This is a genomic window from Natronincola ferrireducens, assembly GCF_900100845.1.
GTDB classification, from domain to species: Bacteria; Bacillota; Clostridia; order Peptostreptococcales; family Natronincolaceae; genus Natronincola_B; species Natronincola_B ferrireducens.
In genome coordinates this window covers 601,492-621,969 of sequence record NZ_FNFP01000001.1, presented here as the reverse complement: position 1 = coordinate 621,969, position 20,478 = coordinate 601,492, and the positions used below count along the sequence as shown (strand labels likewise).

The window sequence follows — 20,478 nt, the reverse complement described above, 5'->3', positions numbered from 1 at the left end:
ATATTTTCTTGCCTTTATTTTATCTAATACTTTTTTTCTTTAATGTTTCTTCCATTAGCACTTTTCTTAGCCAGCATAGGGCTTGAGTAACTGCAAAATTCCTCAGTCTTTGTCTATCACCTTTGAAGTTTATCTGCTTTGTATATGTATTGCCCTTTATGTATAGTCCAACATAAATTAAGCCCACAGGCTTTTCCTTTGTTCCACCTCCTGGACCAGCTACTCCTGTAATAGCTATTCCTATATCTGTATTGCCTAACTTTGCTACCCCTTCTGCCATCTCAACAGCTGTTTCTTTACTGACGGCTCCATGTTCTTCTAGGGTCTTCTCTTTTACACCTAATAGCTTTATTTTTGAGGAATTGCTATAGGTGATGACACCTTCTGTAAACACAGAGGAAATTCCTGGTACATTGACAATTCTTCCTGCCAAAAGTCCCCCGGTACAGGATTCAGCTGTAGCTATAGTTAGATGATTATCTATAAGCAGTTTTCCTATTGTTTCCTCTAAAGATGTTTCTCCTTCCCCATATATATGGTTTCCTAACCTAATACGAACTTCCCTTTCCATAGGATCAATTAGGGCTTTAGCTTCTTCTAGGTTTTTACCACTAGCTGTAATCCTTAAAGTTACCTCTCCTTCCTTTGCATAGGGGGCAATAGTGGGATTATTCTGAACCTCTACAATATCCTTAATCATTTCCTCCATATAGCTTTCACCAATACCACATACCCTCAGGGTTTTAGAAACTAGGTAGCCCTCTTGATACTTACTTAAATGGGGGATTACCTGTTTTGAGAACATAGGCATCATCTCTCTTGGGGGACCAGGTAATAGGATAAGAATCTTCCCTTTTTCTTCAATAATACATCCAGGAGCAGTACCATGATGGTTTTCTAGTATGATAGCACCTTCTGGAAAATATGCCTGTTTTTTGTTGCCCTCAGTAATTGGTTGATTCCTTCCTAGGAGATATCCCTTCATACTTTCTAGAGATGCCTCATCTAACATAAGATTTTTACCAAAGTAATCGGCTGCAACCTCTTTTGTTAAATCGTCCTTTGTAGGCCCTAATCCTCCAGTTGTAATAACAAGTTCCACCCTTTCAAAGGCTGTTTCATAGGCTTTTTTTATTCTTTCCCAATTATCGCCCACCACCGATTGGTGATAAACAAAAATTCCCATATCTGCCAAACTTTTAGCCACATATTGAGCATTGGTATTCACTATGTCTCCCAATAATATTTCTGTTCCTACTGCAATAATTTCTGCCTTCATTTTTTCACCTCTTTTTTCTATTTGTATATTGAAATATTACAATATTTTGTTTATAATTACAAATATATTAATTAAATTTTATTGTGAATTCTCCAGTTTTATTATTGAGAATTTCTGTTTCTACATCTCATAAGTAAGATAACTTATAATTTCTTAATCCCATCATCTTGTCCATTCTTTATGGTATCATTTATGATATTTTCTTATAAAAATTAATTCCTCAGCCCTTTAAAATACTGAATTTTCTGTTAACTTTATCTGTGGCATGATCTTTGCATAATATACTAATGTTAAATGTTTTTTTATTTTACTAACTATTGAATTTATCGTTCTTTTCATGTCCTATAATGAATACTTTATAAAATAAGTGTTTATTTGAATATTTTATTTAAAAAGAAAGTGGTGATAAAGTTTTAAAAAAATATTTAGTATGAAAAAGATTCAAAAACAAAGGGAGGTTGTAAAATGCATATGAAGAAGAAAAGTATTTTTGTTCTGATGCTAGTTTTTGTGCTAGTAGGTACTACTACAACAGCTTTTGCAAGTTCTGACTTTAACTTTATCGTTGATGGTGAAGAGGTGGATTTGGGTTACGACTATGTAGTTGAAAATGGCAGGGTTTTGGTAACTCCCGATTGGGCGAAGCTGTTGCTAGGAGTAGAAATTACGAAGGATTCCTTAGTTCCCCTAAGGGATACAGCTGAAGCCTTAGATTATATAGTTAAATGGGAGGGTTCTACTAAGACTGTAAGCCTTATTTCTCCTGTTAACCGTTTAATTGGTGAAAAAGTTATGGGAATAGCAGCTACTGGCTCCCTCCTCCTCAACGGAGAATTTGGAGATCTTCATGAAGAAATCGTTGCCGATGGTCATAGGGATAGCGAAGCCTATGATGCTTTCCTTGCCGTCCTACAAGAAATTCGTGATATTAACAATGCCACCTATGTCTACACCTTAATTAAGGTTAGTGAAGATATGACAAACCTTATTGTAGATGCCGCTGATGATCCTGATGAATATGGTGAAGAGTATGAAATGGAGCCTCAATTCGTAACAGCCTTTAATGGTAGTCCTTCCTATGCCATCCATACTTGGGAATCTTCATACCATGGTACCCAAAAATCTGCCTTTGCTCCTATTTACAACAGCGCTGGTAAGATAGTAGCTCTCCTTGGTATAGATTACCCCTATGATGCTACTAAGAGTGATATGAACGTATTAGTTGGTGAAAAGGTTATGGCCATAGCAGCTACTGGCTCCCTCCTCCTCAACGGAGAGTTTGGAGATCTTCATGAAGAAATCGTTGCCGATGGTCATAGGGATAGCGAAGTCTATGATGAATTCCAATTCGTCCTACAACAAATACGTGATATTAATAATGCCACCTATGTCTACACCTTAATTAAGGTTAGCGACGATATGACAAACCTTATTGTAGATGCTGCTGAAGGTGACGATGCTGATGAATATGGTGCAGAGTATGAAATGGAGCCTCAATTTGTAACAGCCTTTAATGGTAGTCCTTCCTATGCTATACATACTTGGGAGGATGAGTGGTATGGTATCCAGAAATCTGCCTTTGCTCCTATCTACAACACAAAGGGAGAACTTGTTGCTCTTTTAGGTGTAGATTATCCAGCTGATGTTTTAGGATTGATTAAATAAGAAATGTAAGTTATAGACAAAACAACCTGGTGGTTTATTAACCACCAGGTTGTTTTACAGTTCCTCTAACACCGCAAATCCACCAATATTTGATAAAATATTTTTCACTTCCTTTATGGCATCTGTTTCTTCCTTTATCAACTTGGTCAATAACTGTTTTTGATCTTCTAGTACCTTTTCTAGATAAGTTATTTCCCTAGTAAAATCTAAATCTCCATTGGTATACTTCTCTTGAAGGGATTGTATTACATCATAAAGATCTACACATCCTACAACCCTCCCCCTTCCCCAATAGAGGTTAGAGGCGTTTTTAGGATTCATTACCTGATTAGTAAAATGTTGAAGAACTTCCTTGCTAAAGTGGTAACTATACCACTCATCCTCTACCTTTAAAAGTAATTCTTCTAAAACAAATTTAACATCCTTCTGTTTTAGTTTCTCTATGGCTTTCTTCATAATATTTATATTATTTTGAGGCTGCTGATGACCAACAATAGGAACTTCATACCAATCCAATCGCAAAAGATTATCCTGGAAAAATTGAAATACCTTTAACAATTGGCTATTGATTACTTGTAAGTGGGGTTCCAAAATATCCTTATAATCTTCATTCATAGCTTTTATCTCTCTATATTTTTCCTCAGCTATTTGATGGAAGGCTTCTATTTCCATAAGAAAAGCCTCTACATCACAACCTGCTATCTCCCAAATTTCTTCATCGATGGATTTTTTAAGTCTTATAGCTTGATGGGTAAAATCTAAAGCCACTATAGGTGTTTTATCAAGCTTTATAGCTAATTCCCCATAAAGCTTGATATGAAACTCTAATACTTCTTTATTATAGGTATCCTTTGTATCAAACTGAGAGTGATAAATGTTATAATAAAAATCACTCACCTCTCCTTGTTTATTCATTAGAAAACCATTAATAAGAGAGGGTACTCCAGCAATTGTGTAAGACCAATCATCGGACCAGGAAAATTGGGGATATCCTGCTTCTAATCTATCATTTTTAAAACAATGATCCTCTAATGATGTGCGTTTAACAAATTCCTGTAGAAAGCTATAGAATTCTGGTGTAGAGGCTATATATGCACTATTGCCGAAGTCATAGGCAGGAAGCTCAAAGTTAATATAAGCAAGGGTCTTTCCCCTCCATTCAGGCTGCACCCTATTGATTTGATTCCAAGCACCAATACACCAATCATATCTTGTATCAATTGCCCCGGATTCTTCAGAACCATGAAGGATAAATATTATCGTTCTATTGGGCTTATAGTTAGATTCTATCATTGCCTTGGCAATAGCAAGAGTTAATCCTACAGCAGCATTATTGTCTTGAAACCCCCAAAAATGACAGTCGTAATGATCACCTACAATAATATATTCATCTTTTATTACTCCAGGTATTTTCCCAACAATGTTGTAACTAACACCATTTGGATTTACTTGGTTATCTACTCTTAAATTCACAAGTATTTGCTGTTTTTCCAAGGCTGTTTTTAAATAATTAGCATCTTTTTGGCTAATATTGACGGAGGGAATCGTTATAGGACCAACAAAATCTTGGCAATTCATGGCATCTTCACTAATTTCCCCGTAACCACCACAGCAGTTATTGATAATGGCTATCGCTCCTTGATGGGCTGCTTCCAGAGTAGGATAAGTAACCCACCAATCTTCTCGCATATTGATATCAATTAAGACAATCTTTCCTTTAACATCCTTATAAAGATAGTCCTTCTTCCTACCCTTTCCTACATAGACTAACTCAGCAGTAATTCCTTCCTTAGGTGTCCCACTGGAGGCATAGGAATAAATGTTAATTTTTTTAGTGTCATCCCCTTTGTTAACAATTTGTAAAGAGCCTCCATTAAACTGCCATCTCGCCACAGGAAAAGAATCCTTCGATACCTCCTGTAGACCTATTTCCTTCATTTCTCTATATAAATATTCAGCTGCTTCATGCTCTGCATCACTGCCAGAGTTTCTACCCCCTAAATCACTGTTGACAAAATCATTGAGCTTTAATGCTATATTATAGGCATAATCCACATCTGCTTTTTTAAAATATTTATCCACTATCCTTTCCCCTCCCTCTTACAAAGTTTTTTTACCTGTCATTTCTTCTATGGTTATTTTTATGACAGTCACATTTTTTACAGACATTTCAGAAAAATTAAAGCATTGTTTTTCTCCATATTTTTTCATAATAATAGTAAGTCCTTCTATTTTTTCATCATAATCCTCAATAAATTCAGCCCGCCCATACCCTGTAAGGCTAGCATACTTCATACTCCAATCACAAGGGCTGTCAGCCTTTACTATAGCCGTATCTATGTCCATTTGGAAGGCGACATTATTGTTGCTTTTTAACAACTCAATTTTTTTACCCTTTCGAGATGAATGGAGGTATAGTATCCCTTCCCTATACCCAAAATTCATAGGAACAATATAGGGTTTATCTCCATCACATAATGCAATTCTAAGAAATAACGCTTTTTGAAGAATTGATTCAATAAGAGCCTTATCCTTTACTTCTCTTTCTTCCCTTCTCATTCTCCATTCCCCTTTTTCTTTATAAACAAAAAAGCTAGACCAATAATAAGTTGTGATCTAGCTTCTCCTGTTTGTGTTTATCTTCTATTTTTTCAAACCTAATGTTTCCTTAATAAATGTTGGTAGCGCAAAGCAACCTTTATAAATATCATGATTATAGTATCTTGCTTCTATCTCAGGCTTTTTAACATCCATTCTATCGAAGGGATCATACTTTTTAGACCCCATAGAATAGGCCCAAAGGAATCCTGGATAAGTTGGGGTGGTGGCAGTATATAGTCTTGCTATTGGGAAAAGTCCCTTAAGCATCTCATGAACATCCTTTATTAAATCTTGATGGTAGAAGAGGGACTCACTTTGACATGCAAATATACCATCCTCCTTCAATGCTTTATGTACATTGCTATAAAAATCCTTCCCAAACAAATCTACAGCAGGTCCTATAGGATCTGAGGAATCTATGATGATTACATCGTATGTATTTGGATGGTCTTTTATGAACTTCACACCGTCTTTTGTAATAACATTTACTTTAGGATGATTGTAGGAAACACTCATTTCTGGTAAATGCTCTCTACAAGCCTCTATAACCATTGGATCAATTTCACACAGGTCTACTTGGGTTACACTAGGATGCTTTGCTGCCTCCCTAGCAGAGCCTCCATCGCCACCACCAATAATTAAAACCTTCTCAGGCTTAGGATGGGTAAATAGTGGTACATGGGTAATCATTTCATTGTAAACAAATTCATCCTCAACAGTTACTTGAACATAACCATCCAACACTAATGCTCTTCCCATCTCTTCTAATTCTACTATGGCTACTTCCTGGAAGTCTGATTGTTTGTGGAATAATACCTTATTAGCTGTCCAATTCACAGAAAGACCTGGGGAATGATATTCACTTAAAATAAATGGCACTGTTCTTCCTCCTTCTTGTTATCCTAATTTTCTTTAAAGCAGATAAATTATACCATAAGCTGTATATAATATGCTACTTATTTTAAAAAAATATTCTTCCCCCTATCTTATTCCTATCTTTTTCTATAAACCCCACCAAAAACTTCATATAAAACCTTTAATGCTGCCCAGCTGGTGATGTCAGAAGAATCCAAGGGAGGAGACACCTCCACTATGTCAACAGCAGCCACCGGTAGGACTTCCACCATCTCCCGAACCAGCTCTATCAACTCTCTTGTGGTAAGACCACCTGCTTCTGGTGTTCCAGTGCCTGGAGCAAAGGCTGGATCTAGAACATCTATATCTAAAGTAATATATAGCTTTGTATACTCCTTATATTTTTCTTTTATTGTATCTAGGACATAGTCTGTACCCTTGCGATATACCTCTCTAGCAGTTATAATTTTAATCTCCGGATGCTTTTCAAAGTACTCCAATTCCTCCTCCATAAAGGATCTCAACCCTATAAAGGTAAGACCTTCAGGCTTAATATTATCTAACTCCAAAGCTCTCCTTTGGGTGCAGGCGTGGGACCAAGGATGATCATCATAGATATTAATAATATCAGGGTGGGAATCAAAATGAATAATCCCTATTTTTTCTTCTTTAAAGGCCTTTGAAAAAGCAGTTTCCAATGGTATCGTTACGGCATGATCTCCACCTATAAAAATACAGAACTTCCCACTGTTGAATAGCCCTAAAGCTTCCTCCTCCACGTTTTTGAAGTATTTTTGCCAATCCAATGAAATTTCTACATTTTCATGGTCATAAACCTTGAAGTCCTTTAATAATAATCCCTCTTCTGTTACAGGTGGTAAAATCCTTGAAAGCTCCCTGAGTTTATCCGGGGCCTCTGCTGCACCTTTTCTATTACTTACAGCGCTATCAAAGGGGATTCCTAAAATGACTACATCTGCTTCATCAAGCTTTTCTGTATAGAGCTCTCCCCAAGGTAATCTATATTTCATAAATTATTTCACCCTCCTTTATTTTTAGTTAGTATACCCAATTATTGATTCCAAAATTTCGCCACCCTCCTAATTATAGAAAGGGTGGCGAAGCTTTTCTGGTTTAAATTTATTTCACTTCTTCAGTTGGCTTATCCTTGGACCAGAAGAAGAATTTGTCATCCATTAATTCTCCCTTGGCATTAATTAATGGTCTTGGTGGATCAGAAATTTGGGTTTGCTTAGAAACTACATACATTACGATGATAGATACAATGGCTGCCGGCACCATGGATATGTATAACCCATCCCAGATGGCCCAATCCATATACAAGCCTGCTTCAATAATTTCCTCTTCAAAATTGGCAACCTTTGTAAAGGGGAATACTATAAAGAAGAATATCACCCAAGATATGGCTCCTGCAAAGAAGGATGCAACAGCTCCCTTTGTATTGGCTTTTTTCCAGAACATACCAAATGCAAAGGCTGCAAATACAGTACATAGCTGCAATGAACCCGAAAATATAATGAGCTTATAAACTGTTTCAAAATATAGCGCTATAGCCAATGCAACAGCAGTTACAATAGGAATAGCAATTCGAATCATTCTTAACTCATCCTGGGTTGTGGCATTAGGTCGGAAATGTTTATATAAGTTGTGGCCAATCATGGTGGAGCATATTAACGCGGTATTCCCAACTGTACTGACAATTGTTGCCGTTAGGGATACAACAAATAATACAGCTGCCCATGGTGGTAGGAAATTATCTGCTACCCAAGGTAACACCATCTCTGCTTGACCCAATGGTAGCTCTAATCCCCATGTGTACATGGCAATCCCTATTAATACCGGAATTAACCCTAATGTCAAGTAAACAAATCCACTGACCATAAAGCCTTTAGTGGCTGTTTTTTCATCCTTAGCTGCCAAGGCTCTTTGGAGAATTACTTGGCTAGGTATATCTCCTAGACCTAGGGCAGCCCAAGCTGAAATATAGTAGGTAATACCTAAAATACCAGTATACCATAAATATCCGCCTCTATCAGCAGACACTGGTGTAATAGCAAAGGTAGGAACCTCCAGCCAGTTATCTGCAGTGGCAACAAATTCACTAAATCCTCCTACGTGACCCATAACAACAGCTAGCATAATAAATAAACCTACAATCATTAAAAGTACACTAATGGCATCTACTCTAGATAAAGCCATAAGTCCACCAAAATAGGTTACCACAATCATGGTAATAGCCCCAATAACTATGGCTAGATTCATACTAAAGCCAGTGGTCAAGAATACAATGTAGCCTAACGCCACCAATTGTCCTCCTAGCCAGCCTACAGCCGATAAAACTTGAACGATAAGATACAGCATCCCCATTTTTTTGCCAAACTTATCATCGAAGAAATCTACAACTGTTGTATACCCAGCTTTTCTTAAACGATAGGCAAAGAATATAGCGATTAAGAACATCATCAATACAGCTGCAAAGGGGTCAAATACTACGGCTTGAAATCCTCCTATATAAGCCTCGCCTGCAGCCCCCATCATGGCTCCTGCACATATCCATGTTGCTACAATGGATGGTACTAAGAAGGGTAATGTCAACCCTCTTCCAGCTAACACTAAATCATCCGACTCCTCAATTTTTCCTGCATACTTAAATCCTAAAAATAGTATCACACCAATATACACCAACATAATCATCAAAATCCATTTTGCTGATGCAAATACACCAACTACTGAAGCTTCCATAAATTCCCCCCCTTTATTAATTAACACAACCTTCCCTCTATTATCGTAGTAATTAAACAGAATATTCTGATATGTATTTGTCTCTTCTTTTATCCTGTTATCCTCTACTGCTAGAGAGGATTTTCTATCCTCCTGATACAGGAGGATAGATGGTAATCTCATCGGTGACTTTAAGTCTGTAATCTAATGGTACCTTACTACCGTTTATAGCTACGATGCTTACATATTCTTTAGGGAGGTTAATACTTTCTAGTACCTCCTTTACTGTAGCATCTGAAGGTAAAATAATTTGTTTTTCCTTCACGCCATCAAAGTACTTACTTAAAGGTCCTTTTAACGTAACTTTTATTTTCATCAAATCACCTTAGTCTTCTGCAGTAGCTTCCTTTAAATCCATAAGCTGTAATTCCTGTATTTTTTCTTCACCAATGATACCCTCTTGACTCCATCCCCGCTCATTATAGTATTGTAACAACATTTTGTCAAAGCTTTCCTTAGGTATCTTTTTGCCCGCTGTAGCCCCTGATTTTAGCGCATCCTTAAATATTCTATTAGGTAGTATATCATCCTTGCTACTAAAGCCCTCTCTTTGATTAAATAGTCTGCCTATGTTGACTACCCTTTCCCCAATTTTATCTAATTCCTCTACTGCAAAGGATTCCCCCGTAACAGCATTTAACACTTGACTTAAAACTTCTAGATCTAGTGCCCAAAAATCACAGAGAATAGAAGAGAACTTTACAGCATTATAATTTTGTAACTCTATGACCATGGCTGCTTTACCTTCTTCAGTAAAGGCATCTACATCTCCGTAGGCTTCTTGAGCCACAGGCCAAGCCCGCATGTGACAGGCTCCTCTATCAGAAGTAGCATAGGCTAAGCCCATTCCCCAAGCACCTCTAGGTTCATATCCAGGAAACTCTAGGCCCTTGACCTGCATAGCAAAATCACTACCACCATACCGTTTTCCTAATTCCTTTGTTCCTAAAGCCAATTCAGCTCCAATACCTTCTTTTTTAGCTATCATCTCTGGAATGCTAAGATAAGCCTCTACGTCTCCAAATTTAAGACCAAAATCCTTTAGTCCCTTCTCAGTTAATTCCATAGCAAAGGCCAAAGTATTTCCAGCACTGATGGTATCTATACCCATATCGTCACATAGCTGATTAAATTTAACTACGGCTTCTAGATCTCCAATGCCACAGTTGGAACCACATAGGGCTAATGTTTCATACTCAGGTCCTTCTACTAAAGCATTGCCTATCTTTGTAAAATTACCACAGCCAAGGGCACAGCTTCCACAGCCTTTTTTACCACTTCTAGCGCCCTTCATTGCTTCAGAATCAATGCCTTTATAGCCTTCAAAGGTACCGTCTTGGAAATTATGGGTAGGCAATATTCCTGTAGTATGGGACATCTCCACCAACATAGCCGTTCCATCGGTATAGGCCCATAGGTTATCGTCAGTTAAAGTATTGTCCCTCATAATGCTGTTGATTGTGGCTAAGGTTTCCTTCATATTGGCTACCTTTACACTACCACTACCCTTTACTACAATAGCCTTGATTTTTTTACTTCCCATTACAGCACCAATTCCTCCACGGCCAGCCTGTCTATAATAGTCAGAATTGATACAGGCCATAGAAACCAAATTTTCTCCAGCAGGACCAATGCTTAATATTTTATGATCCCTGCCATACTTTTGGAGCAAAGCAGCTTCTGTATCATGGGAACCCTTTCCCCATAATTCATCTGCAGGAAGGAGACGAACTTTATCATCTTCTATATAAATATAGCTAGGTACATCTAATGCTCCTTCAAAAATAACGGCATCATATCCAGCAAATTTGATTTCAGATGCTATATGTCCCCCTATAGAACAATCTAAAATTGTGCCAGTAGCTGGAGAACGGGAGATAATAGCCAATTTCCCAGAGCAGGGTACAGTTGTTCCAGTTAAAGGGGCTGTCATGAGGATTAATTTGTTTTCTGATGACAATGGATCGGTTCCAGGCTTTAATTCTTCATATAGATATTTAATACCTAAACCCTTACCCCCTATGTATTGTCTTGCCCATTCCATATTCAAAGGCTCTGTAGCAACACGAATATTATTTTTATCTAAAAAAATTCTCAATACTTTATTTTGATATCCTAACATTACTACTTCACCTCCTCATATACTAATGCCCCATGGGGACAGGATTTTACACACCAGGGTGATCCTTCACAAAGATCACATATCCCTACACCTTCATCCTTCTGAAGGATTACTTCTTCAGGACATGCACTGACACATACCCCACAGTTAATACAATCCTCTAGAGAGTAATGTAGCCTTCCTTCTTTTAACTCTATTGCAGAGGTTGGACAGACATCCACACACTCCCCACAAAGGGTACAGACATTACCATCAATCTGTAGGTTTTTGTCTTGATAATAAGACTCCACCGATAGTCTTGCCAGCCCTGGATTGAACACATCTTCATGAGCACCAGAGCAGGCTAAATGACATAGCTTGCATCCAATGCACTTATCAGAAATAAATTTTAGCGCCATAAATCTTCCCCCCTTATCCTAGTAATATTCTACTTCCACAGCCCCTTTCCCCTATCCAAAGAGGCTGTGGCTTAGATTATTCTTTTGTAGCTGCTACTTCCTCCAGCATACTTTTATACTCGGATTCCATTTCTGTCATGCCATACGGGAATTTATATTCTTCCATTCTTTCCATAAAAGGAACCGCATCAAAGGCCTCTGGTCCAAATACACCTTTGCCAGACCATATACCCTCGGCCAATAGCTCCATCATAATAACTGGTGGAAAAGCAGTTTGCGCTACAACAGCTTGACTTCCAAAGGTCTTCATACACTCTTGGTTATCAGCTACTTGATAGAGGTAGACTTGTCGTTCCTTACCATCCTTTTTACCTTTGATCCAGGTTCCTGCACAGGTCTTACCTGTCAATCTAGGACCTAGATAAGCTGGATTAGGAGCTGTTGCTGCCACCACATCCCGTGGAGAAACATATACATCTCCAACTTTAACTTTATCTTTCCGATGAAGACCTAACTCCCTAAGATTCTTCAACATAGTAATAAAGTCATTACCAAGACCGAATTTAAATGTAACCCTCTTTAAGCCTTTATCTATATATCTTGGAACCAACAATACTTCTTCATGTTCTACATTGACTAACTCTACTGGTCCAATACCTTCTGGCAATTCAAAAATTTCTGGTTCTGAGAAGGGTTCTGTTGTGTACCAGCCCTTGTCCCTCTCCCAAATAACAGGAGGATTTAAACATTCTTCAATGGTTGTCCATATGGAAAATCCAAAGGGTACTGAATAACCCTCAGCCACAAAGTTATTTCCATCCTTTATGCCTATTTCTTCAAGTTCGTCAAATAAATAATCTGCTCCATATCTCGCAAAAACATCTGCCATACCTGGCTCCACACCGGAACCTACGATAGCTGTTATTCCTTTATCTTCCCACTGCTTTGCTCTTTCAAACTGATAATCTCCTAGCTTAATATAGGATTTGCTGTAGGGTTCTTCTGGATGGGGCTTGGATAGAGTCATTGCCATATCCATATAATTGCATCCTGCTTCATAGGCTGCGTCAAAAATGCTTTCATTAAAGGATGGGTCGCAACCATTCATGATTAAATCACACTTATGCTTCTTAGCAAGGGTAACGATTTCCTCTTTATTGCTAGCATCAACCTGTTCGATGGGAAATTTATTTTCATCCCCCAGCTTTTTCTGTACTTCTTCAGCCCTTTTTAAGTTGTAATCTGCTAAAACCATTTTTTCAAGCCAATCCCTATCTTTACTAATACTTGCTATTGCTTCTCCAACACCGCCAACACCAATAAGTAAAACCTTCATAACTAATCCCTCCATTTAATTTTTATATAAATCCCATTTAATAGATTATTTGTAAATGTATAGGTTAGCTATGTAAAGTCCCAAGGTAAATCTCTATAAGCATCGAAAATATTCTCCTCCCTTCATGGTTTATATGGAAGATATTCTCCTCCCTTCATCATTTATTTGGTTATAGTATATTTTTCTGCAAGAATCGTACCAAAATGACATTGTCCTAAAATCAGCTAATTAGCTAAATGTTTTATATTTTCTGAAAATATTTTTCTCAGTTTTGATACAGCAGGAATCCCTTATAATTTGAACTATACTTTATAACCTTTTTCTCAATGGCGAGACAAAATATCGATAATTCTTAATATTAAGATAAATTGTATTCTGCCAGCTTTCTATACAGGGTGGCTCTACTAATTCCTAGTTCTTCAGCTATTTCTAGTTTCCCATTCTGACTACTTCCTTTTTCTGTGAGCTTTTTAATAAAAATCTCCTTTTCAAATCTTTTGACTTGATCCTGTAAAGATATACTAGAAGATTTTGCATCAGAAAAACTGTATAATTTCTTTATTCTAGGAGGAACTGCCTCCAGTTGAATCTCCTCCTCAAGGGTCATATTCACACCATATTCCACAGCATTTTCTAGCTCCCTTACATTACCAGGCCAATCATAGGCAAGGTATAACTCCTCCACCTGTCTAGAAAAACCCTTTATTCTTTTATTTAAAAACGCATTGTATTTTTTAAGGAAGTAATCCTTTAGAAGGAGAATATCCTCCCCCCGCTCTCTTAAGGATGGGATTTTTAAAGGAATAACACTTAGTCTATAATATAAATCTTCTCTGAATTTTTTTTGATGAATCATTTCTTCAAGATTTTTATTGGTAGCAGCAATCACTCGAACATCTATTAAGATGGTTTTATTGCCACCCACCCTTTCAAACCTTCTGTTTTGTAAAACATGTAGCAGTTTCACCTGAAGATGAAGGGGCATATCCCCTATCTCATCTAGAAAAATGGTTCCTCCATCTGCTAATTCAAATTTTCCTACCTTCCCTTTTTCCTTAGCTCCGGTAAAAGCCCCTCTTTCATAGCCAAATAATTCACTTTCCAATAGGGTCTCTGGAATAGCACCACAGTTTACTGTAATAAATGGTCCTTTTTTTCTAGGACTAGAATAATGTATAGCCCTAGAAAATAACTCTTTGCCAGTACCACTTTCTCCAGTAATCAATACAGTAGAATAACCTCTTGCAACTTGATGGGCTTGGGTTTTTATTCTAGTGATACTATCGCTATCCCCTATAATATCATCAAAGGTATAGCTCATACTCATCTCACTCATATTGTAAATCAGCTTTCTTGCCTCCACAATATCCCTAAAGGAAATAACCACACCCCGGGGCTTAGATTTGCCTAAGATGGCCTTTGCTGTTACAATAAAATGAAAAGAATTTTCACTATTTTTATACATTTCTTCATGCTCTGTATAACCTTCCCCCGTCTCTAAAACCTTTAAGGCCGGGGAGTTTGGCATGAAATGAGAAATATGTCTACCTATGATTTCCTCTCTAATTGTTTTTAACAATATCTCCGCATTGGAATTACAATAATTAATATATCCTTTTCCATCAATCGACAACATACCTTCATGAATTGTTTCCAAAATAGTCATAATTTCATTTTGTATGGTTTTCACTCTATCAAAAACTTCATTTTCCAACGCTTTTGATGCCAATAGATCTGCCATACGTTCTACAAATAAAATCATGCTATCTTTATTTTTTAAAAGCTGCTGTTGTTGCTCCTTTGTAAAAGCTACAAGACCAATGATACCAATGATTTTTTCATCGGCTTTAATAGGAGTGCAAATTTCTGCCAATTCCTCGGTAGCTCCTATTGTAGTAGAATAATCATAGTTTATATCCCTTCTAGCATCTTCTACAACAACAGTTTCTCCTTGTCTCAACATCCTTCCATAAAGATAGTCCCCTGATAACTTTCCAGATTCCTCTTTTTCACCTAGCCGCTCTCTATAGCGATTAGTACCCCCCACAATTGTTAATTCATTGTCTACGATTTCTGTTTCGATTCCTACAGCCAGCGAGATAGCCTCTGCCACCTGTTGAACACTATCTGCTATTCTCTTTAAACTCCCCATAAATATCACCCTTTTTAAAAATAAAATGATGCTTCATGTAATGCTGGTCCTCCCCTTGTATAAGAAGATGACTAAAAGCAAATGGCTAAAGTTTATGATTTTCTGTTGGTGCCTTAGTTTCTTCCCATAAAAGCAGGGGGATTAGCAATACATCTAATAATTAAATGTCCGAATATTATGTGTTTAATTACTTCAACAGAAATCCCTTTCATTCCTCTATTTTTTTCAATTTTTTACATATTTTAGTTAAATAAAGATATGGAGAAGATATCCCCATATCTTTATTTTTTCACTCTGTACAAGTGACTGCCACTAAATCAAAGATGCACCCTGTATAAGTGACTGCCACGAAATCAAAGATTTCGGGCATCTACTTAGGCTTCTTGATTAGCAAACAGTTGATTATTGACAGTTGCAATAGCCTTTTCTAAAATATCTATGCCTATATTAAGCTGGTGTTCTGTAATCACCAATGGCATAAGGAATCGTAATACATTTCCCCTAGCCCCTGCCGACAGAACAACTAAACCATTCCTCCAGCACTCCTGTACTACTTTACTAGTTTCATCCTTAGCAGCTTCCTTTGTCTCCCTGTTCTTTACTAGCTCTAGGGCCACCATTGAGCCACGACCTCGAATGTCCCCTATTATCTCATACTTCTCCTTCATTTCCTCAAAGCGATTCATACATATTTCTCCGATGCGGAGGGATTTTTCAGCTATACAGTCCCTCTCCATAACTTCTATGACCTTCAGAGCTGCCGCCGCTGCTAGGGGATTGCCTCCATAGGTTCCACCAATTCCTCCTATATGGGATGCTTCCATGATTTCTGCTCTGGCGGTAACAGTACTAATAGGCAGACCTCCTGCTATAGATTTGGCTGTTGTAACGATATCTGGGTATACCCCTAACTCTGCCCAATATTCTGTGGCAAACATTCTTCCTGTTCTGCCGTAGGAACTTTGTACTTCATCTGCAATTAATAATATGCCGTATTGATCACAGATTTTTCTTAAGGTTTTTATGTATTCATCTGGTGGCAGGACAAATCCACCTTCTCCCTGCATTGGTTCTAAAATTATGGCAGCTACGTCTTCCGGGTCAACAGTTTCTAGGAAGAAGGATTCAAATTGTTTTCCACAGTGGAGGTTACAGGTTTCCCTTTCTAACCCATGGGGACATCTATAACAATAGGGGAAAGTCATGCGATGCACTCCTGGGGCAAAGGGACCAAATTCCCATTTATAGGGTTTAATTTTGCTGGTTAAAGTCATGGTTAATAGGGTTCTACCGTGGAAAGCTCCTGTAAAGGCAATAATCTCTGTTCTCTTTGTGTATTTTCTTGCAAGTTTAATGGCATTTTCTACTGCTTCTGCTCCACTGTTGACCAACATAGTTTTCTTTCTAAAGTCTCCTGGTATAAGATGATTAAGTTTTTCCGCCAACCTAGGATATTGTTCATATAGAACTACATTGATACTGGTATGGAAAAATTTTTCACTTTGTTCTTTTACAGCTTCAACCACTTCCGGATGACTATACCCTATGTTTAATACACCAATACCACCGGCAAAGTCTAAAAATACGTTTCCGTCTACATCTTCAAACAATGCTCCCTCTCCCCGTTTTACATAAACGGGAACGCTATTGGAAACCCCTGTTGGTACGTTTTCTTCTCGAACTTTTAATAATTCCTGTGATTTAGGTCCTGGTAGTTCTGTAATGATTTTAGGTTCTCTTAATGTTTCCATTGATGATTAACCCCCTTTGTTTTTTCTTTTATATTTTTATTTTTTATTTCCAAATTTCTTCATCTGTAGGTACTTGTCTATCAGAGATAAAATAACCGATCTGGGATACATTGATTAAATGGGTATAATTAAGGTTTTCTGAAATGCTATTATTCCCCCATGTACCACAGCCTAAGGTAGTGGTAGGTGCAAAGCCGTTATAGAGGCTACCCCCAGCACTGGTGGAGCTTGGTTGATTGACAACTAATCTACTGATGGTCAATTTTTCTCCAGCGTATTCAATATTTTCTTTGTTGTTGGAGTGAATGGCACAGCTGTGACCCTTACCTTCCACCTCTAGGTTGGTCTGAGCTATTGTTACTGCATCTTTAAAATCTTTATATTTAAAGGTAGCCAATACTGGGCACATCTTTTCTTTACATAATACATCTTCTTCTCCAATGCCATCAGCTTCGATTAAAATGACTTTTGTATCTTGCGGTATAGTAATACCTGCTAATTTAGCTATTTGTTGAGGGGATTGACCTACTACATCCTTACTAATCACCCCATCAACAAATAGAGCTTTTCTAAAGGCTTCTTTTTCCTGAGGAGTCTTTACAAAATATCCACCATTTTTTATAAATTCCTCCATAATTTTATCATAAGCTTCCTCTGGAGCAATAACTGTTTGTTCTCCTGAACAGATGATACCATTGTCGAAGGTTCTTCCCGTAATAATCTTTGGTACTACCTCTTGGATATCTACATCTCTATCAACAATGCATTGTACGTTACCGGCTCCTACACCATAGGCGGGTTTACCACTGCTATAGGCTGCCTGTACCATTCCCATGCCACCGGTGGCCACCACTACGTCTGCTGCCTTCATTAGCTCATTGGTCAAATCTATAGATGGTTCTTCTATAATTTGTATGAGATTTTCTGGCACCCTATATTTAGCTATGGCCTTATTCATTAATTCTACTGTATAGCTGCTGCATTTTTTTGCTCTGGGATGAGGGGCAATGATGATGGCATTTCTTCCCTTGAGGGCAAACATTGCGTTACACATCGGGGTAACAATAGGATTAGTGGTTGGTGTTACAGAGGCTACCACCCCCACTGGCTTGGCTACCTTTACAATCCCTGTTTCTTCATTCCTATCAATAATGCCAACGGATTTTTTTCCCTTGAGACTATTCCATATGGTTTTGGATTTCCCTTGATTTTTTTTGACTTTATCTTCAAAGATTCCCATTCTCGTTTCCTCTACTGCCATTTTGGCCAGCTCTACTGCATTATCATAAATAACTTTTCCCATTTCCCTTACAACTTCATCTACCTCTTCTTGGGTAAATTTTTCGAATTCCCCTTGGGCAATTCTTGCTTTTTCTACCAATGTCCCTATGTATTCCTTTGGTTCTAAAATTGCCAGTGTTTCCAATTTAAATCCCTCCCCCTCCAATATAGATTTTTAATTCATTGCATATTTGTATATTGTTATTTAAAGCAAAAGCTATGCCAAATTGTTTAAATTTTTTATTTATTTAGAAATTTTTGTTAAATTTTGGTGTGATTTTTTCTTCTTTGTTGAAATTCTAAAATTATGTATAGATGATTTTATTTAGGAATCTAGTTTTTTTATCAAATATTATCTTAAATTTGAATAAATAAGGAGAGGATATTCTCAAAATTGAGAATATCCTCTCCTTATTTAGAACTTTTTAATTAAATCATACTTTGTCGGCATTTATCAAAACTGATACAATATTCTCACTATTGATACTGTCTCCAGCTTCATCGTTAGCTAAATTAAACCGTCCCTTTCTGTAAAGAACCCTAATAACCTTTCATCTATTGTTCATAGAAAGAAAAGATGCAAAATCATAACCAGTACTATAGTGTAATAACTAGAGCTAAATACAGACTTATATTTTAAAGAAAATCCTTTATGAAATTTATTCAGGTGTAAACTTCAGGAAATCATTATAATAATTCTATTATAATGATAATTCAAAAATTTGTTGCGTGAAAAACTAATATAGGATAAAGCCCATGGCCAAGTATCCGATAGCGGCAATGATACCGGCAATAAACCCGAAGGGAATCTGGGTGATGGCATGCCGGAAGTTTTCGCATCCTGTGCCAGCAGATGTCAGGATGGTGGCATCGGAGTAGAAACAGCAGTGGCTTCCCCACACCCCGGCAGCGGCGACAACGCCCACCATGACGATGGGATCTCCCCCCAACGCCAGGGTGATGGGAACGACCATCGGTATTGCGATGATGTACATGCCCCAGTTGATGCCCATGATGAATTCAGTAAAGGCAAATACCAAGAAAACTGTGAGCGGCAGATACTGGAGAGTAATATGTTCGGTTGCAACGTCGACTACATACTCCATGAATCCGATTCTTTCGCACCCGTCAGCGAAGCTGAAGGCGAGAACCATCATCAAGAGAGGCGTGATCATGTTTTTCAGGCCTCTGAGCACTTCATCCACAAACCCTTCCGGGCTCATTCCCTGAAGGACGAACCAGACGAAGTTGAAGCCGATAGCGGCAACAACGCCCATCTGCATATCAAACTCGAAGAAAATTGTTGCGGATATCAGCACCAGCATCGGTACGAAGAAGTTCCGGAGTTTGGGATTTTCAGGAACTTCCTGCTCTTTGCCGCCACGGATGTCGATTCTTTCTGATCCCGGAGGCGCCAAAGGGCCGCCGGCCTGGACTCTTTCAAAAGCCCTTTTCATAGGCCCAAACACAGGAATGACACCGATAATGACCAGGAACAGTACGACAAGAGCAGCCATGGCATAAAAGTTATAGGGGATGGTCTTTACATAAGTTAAAACCTGCTGTCCCGGTTCTCCCAATCCGTTAGCCACCATCAAGCCTCCAATGAAAACAGCCCAGGTGGAGATGGGGTTGAGTACACAGGCCGGTGCAGCTGCCGAGTCAACAATGTAAGCGGTCATTTCTCTGGGAATTTTGTGCCGGTCGTTAATGGGTGTCATGGCACAACCAGTGGTCAAAACGCTGAGGTAATCATCAATGGACAGGAAAATGGAACAGATAGCCGTCCAAAGCATGGAGGATTTTGGTGTTTTTGCCTTCTGTATAACCCAGCTTCCGAAGGCGTAGCCACCTCCGCTGCTTTCAACAAGGGCAACGATGCCACCCATCAGCCCACAGACGATGAATAGCCAGGCCATGTCTTCGTTCATAAGATTCTCAAGAATAATTTCGTTGAAGACGCCGAAGAATTCACCCTTGTAGCCCATAATGGTAGTAAGAAGCAAAGCCAGTGTCAGTGCCTCAATGATTCTTTTTGTTTTAAAAATGAAAATAATTAGAAAGGCAGCTGGTATGGCAGAGATGATACCGAAATCCGTCGGATCACCTGGTACGAGAAATCCAATGATGATGAAAGAAATGATGAGAATACCATAAAAGAGCATATTCTTTCTCACCTTGTCATCCTTGGTCAGTTTAGTTAGTGTTGTCATAAACATTCTCCTCTCTGAGTTAA

The 20,478-nt window shown here is 38.1% G+C and carries 15 protein-coding genes; 1 reads left to right on the top strand and 14 read right to left on the bottom strand.

What is annotated here, in order from left to right; genetic code table 11:
• Positions 1–19 precede the first annotated feature (19 nt).
• Positions 20–1,279, bottom strand: coding sequence for a competence/damage-inducible protein A (locus BLS22_RS02800; protein ID WP_090550017.1), 1,260 nt, complete (start codon positions 1,277–1,279; stop codon positions 20–22).
• Between the two features lie 465 nt (positions 1,280–1,744).
• On the opposite strand from BLS22_RS02800, the gene BLS22_RS02795 reads away from it, so the two are divergent.
• Positions 1,745–2,944: a hypothetical protein gene (locus BLS22_RS02795; RefSeq protein ID WP_090550014.1), complete on the top strand. Its 1,200-nt coding sequence runs from the start codon at positions 1,745–1,747 to the stop codon at positions 2,942–2,944.
• A 54-nt stretch (positions 2,945–2,998) separates the two neighbouring features.
• Here the strand turns inward: BLS22_RS02795 and BLS22_RS02790 are convergent, their stop codons facing one another.
• The 13 genes from BLS22_RS02790 to BLS22_RS02730 form a co-directional block, all read right to left on the bottom strand.
• Positions 2,999–5,026: a M28 family peptidase gene (locus BLS22_RS02790; RefSeq protein WP_090550011.1), complete on the bottom strand. Its 2,028-nt coding sequence runs from the start codon at positions 5,024–5,026 to the stop codon at positions 2,999–3,001.
• Positions 5,027–5,044: 18 nt separating this feature from the next.
• Positions 5,045–5,503: a pyridoxamine 5'-phosphate oxidase family protein gene (locus BLS22_RS02785; RefSeq protein WP_090550009.1), complete on the bottom strand. Its 459-nt coding sequence runs from the start codon at positions 5,501–5,503 to the stop codon at positions 5,045–5,047.
• Between the two features lie 84 nt (positions 5,504–5,587).
• Positions 5,588–6,424 carry a polyamine aminopropyltransferase gene (speE, locus tag BLS22_RS02780; RefSeq protein WP_090550006.1) on the bottom strand — a complete coding sequence of 279 codons (837 nt, stop codon included), beginning with the start codon at positions 6,422–6,424 and terminating at the stop codon, positions 5,588–5,590.
• Between the two features lie 113 nt (positions 6,425–6,537).
• A complete protein-coding gene (speB, locus tag BLS22_RS02775) occupies positions 6,538–7,431 on the bottom strand; it encodes an agmatinase (RefSeq protein WP_090550003.1) in 894 nt (297 codons plus the stop codon).
• A gap of 109 nt (positions 7,432–7,540) precedes the next feature.
• Positions 7,541–9,163: a sodium:solute symporter family transporter gene (locus tag BLS22_RS02770; protein WP_176762022.1), complete on the bottom strand. Its 1,623-nt coding sequence runs from the start codon at positions 9,161–9,163 to the stop codon at positions 7,541–7,543.
• Positions 9,164–9,287: 124 nt separating this feature from the next.
• Positions 9,288–9,518, bottom strand: coding sequence for a MoaD/ThiS family protein (locus tag BLS22_RS02765; RefSeq protein WP_090549996.1), 231 nt, complete (start codon positions 9,516–9,518; stop codon positions 9,288–9,290).
• 9 nt (positions 9,519–9,527) lie between these two features.
• Positions 9,528–11,324 (bottom strand): aldehyde ferredoxin oxidoreductase family protein, encoded by a 1,797-nt coding sequence (locus BLS22_RS02760; protein ID WP_090549993.1) that lies wholly within the window; start codon positions 11,322–11,324, stop codon positions 9,528–9,530.
• 2 nt (positions 11,325–11,326) lie between these two features.
• The gene (locus tag BLS22_RS02755; RefSeq protein ID WP_090549990.1) at positions 11,327–11,722 is read right to left on the bottom strand and encodes a 4Fe-4S dicluster domain-containing protein; all 396 of its coding nucleotides are present in this window, start codon (positions 11,720–11,722) and stop codon (positions 11,327–11,329) included.
• Positions 11,723–11,798: 76 nt separating this feature from the next.
• On the bottom strand, positions 11,799–13,058 hold the full coding sequence (locus tag BLS22_RS02750; RefSeq protein ID WP_090549987.1) for a saccharopine dehydrogenase family protein: 1,260 nt from the start codon (positions 13,056–13,058) through the stop codon (positions 11,799–11,801).
• Positions 13,059–13,416: 358 nt separating this feature from the next.
• Complete coding sequence (locus BLS22_RS02745) at positions 13,417–15,210, bottom strand: sigma 54-interacting transcriptional regulator (RefSeq protein WP_090549982.1); 1,794 nt, start codon at positions 15,208–15,210, stop codon at positions 13,417–13,419.
• Between the two features lie 374 nt (positions 15,211–15,584).
• Positions 15,585–16,961, bottom strand: a complete 1,377-nt coding sequence (gabT, locus tag BLS22_RS02740) for a 4-aminobutyrate--2-oxoglutarate transaminase (RefSeq protein ID WP_090549979.1) — start codon at positions 16,959–16,961, stop codon at positions 15,585–15,587.
• 43 nt (positions 16,962–17,004) lie between these two features.
• On the bottom strand, positions 17,005–18,387 hold the full coding sequence (locus BLS22_RS02735; protein WP_090549976.1) for an aldehyde dehydrogenase family protein: 1,383 nt from the start codon (positions 18,385–18,387) through the stop codon (positions 17,005–17,007).
• 592 nt (positions 18,388–18,979) lie between these two features.
• Positions 18,980–20,455, bottom strand: coding sequence for a Na+/H+ antiporter NhaC family protein (locus BLS22_RS02730; protein ID WP_176762021.1), 1,476 nt, complete (start codon positions 20,453–20,455; stop codon positions 18,980–18,982).
• Positions 20,456–20,478 lie beyond the last annotated feature (23 nt).

Coding starts and splice junctions, on each gene's coding strand:
- BLS22_RS02800 (WP_090550017.1), bottom strand. CDS start 1,279: ATGAAGGCAGAAATTATTGCAGTAGGAACAGAAATATTATTGGGAGAC.
- BLS22_RS02795 (WP_090550014.1), top strand. CDS start 1,745: ATGCATATGAAGAAGAAAAGTATTTTTGTTCTGATGCTAGTTTTTGTG.
- BLS22_RS02785 (WP_090550009.1), bottom strand. CDS start 5,503: ATGAGAAGGGAAGAAAGAGAAGTAAAGGATAAGGCTCTTATTGAATCA.
- speB (WP_090550003.1), bottom strand. CDS start 7,431: ATGAAATATAGATTACCTTGGGGAGAGCTCTATACAGAAAAGCTTGAT.
- BLS22_RS02770 (WP_176762022.1), bottom strand. CDS start 9,163: ATGGAAGCTTCAGTAGTTGGTGTATTTGCATCAGCAAAATGGATTTTG.
- BLS22_RS02765 (WP_090549996.1), bottom strand. CDS start 9,518: ATGAAAATAAAAGTTACGTTAAAAGGACCTTTAAGTAAGTACTTTGAT.
- BLS22_RS02760 (WP_090549993.1), bottom strand. CDS start 11,324: ATGTTAGGATATCAAAATAAAGTATTGAGAATTTTTTTAGATAAAAAT.
- BLS22_RS02755 (WP_090549990.1), bottom strand. CDS start 11,722: ATGGCGCTAAAATTTATTTCTGATAAGTGCATTGGATGCAAGCTATGT.
- BLS22_RS02750 (WP_090549987.1), bottom strand. CDS start 13,058: ATGAAGGTTTTACTTATTGGTGTTGGCGGTGTTGGAGAAGCAATAGCA.
- BLS22_RS02745 (WP_090549982.1), bottom strand. CDS start 15,210: ATGGGGAGTTTAAAGAGAATAGCAGATAGTGTTCAACAGGTGGCAGAG.
- gabT (WP_090549979.1), bottom strand. CDS start 16,961: ATGGAAACATTAAGAGAACCTAAAATCATTACAGAACTACCAGGACCT.
- BLS22_RS02730 (WP_176762021.1), bottom strand. CDS start 20,455: ATGACAACACTAACTAAACTGACCAAGGATGACAAGGTGAGAAAGAAT.